At 65.0% G+C, this 408-nt stretch carries 1 protein-coding gene; it reads left to right on the forward strand.

Features of this window, described 5'->3' with window-relative positions; all coding sequences use genetic code 11:
• Nucleotides 1-136: 136 nt before the first annotated feature.
• Nucleotides 137-408 (forward strand): flagellar hook assembly protein FlgD (locus JWG39_RS17310; RefSeq protein ID WP_369130659.1); only part of this gene is annotated, 272 nt, incomplete at its 3' end.

Below are 408 nucleotides of genomic sequence, written 5' to 3' on the forward strand. Positions count from 1 at the left end.
GGACTCGACGTCCTCGCCTGACCGGCTCACGAACAGGAACGCAACCATGCCAATCGACGGCATCACCGGCAGCGTGGACCAGGCTGCCCAGGCCGCGGCCCTCGCCGCGAACTCGACCGCCAAGAAGTCCCAGACGATGGACTCCGAGGTGTTCATGAAGCTGCTCGTCACGCAGCTGCAGAACCAGGACCCGTCGTCGCCGATGGACACCAACCAGATGATCAGCCAGCAGACGCAGCTCGCGATGATGGAGCAGATCACCAACCAGACCACGACGGGGAACGAGAACTTCTCGCTCCAGATGCGCATCGCCGCCGCGAACCTCGTCGGCAAGCAGGTCAGCTACACCGACGCTGCGACCGGTACCGCCGTCACCGGGACCGCTTCGGCCGTGTCCTACGCGAACAG

This window comes from Desulforhopalus vacuolatus (assembly GCF_016918505.1).
Classification (GTDB): domain Bacteria; phylum Desulfobacterota; class Desulfobulbia; order Desulfobulbales; family Desulfocapsaceae; genus Desulforhopalus; species Desulforhopalus vacuolatus.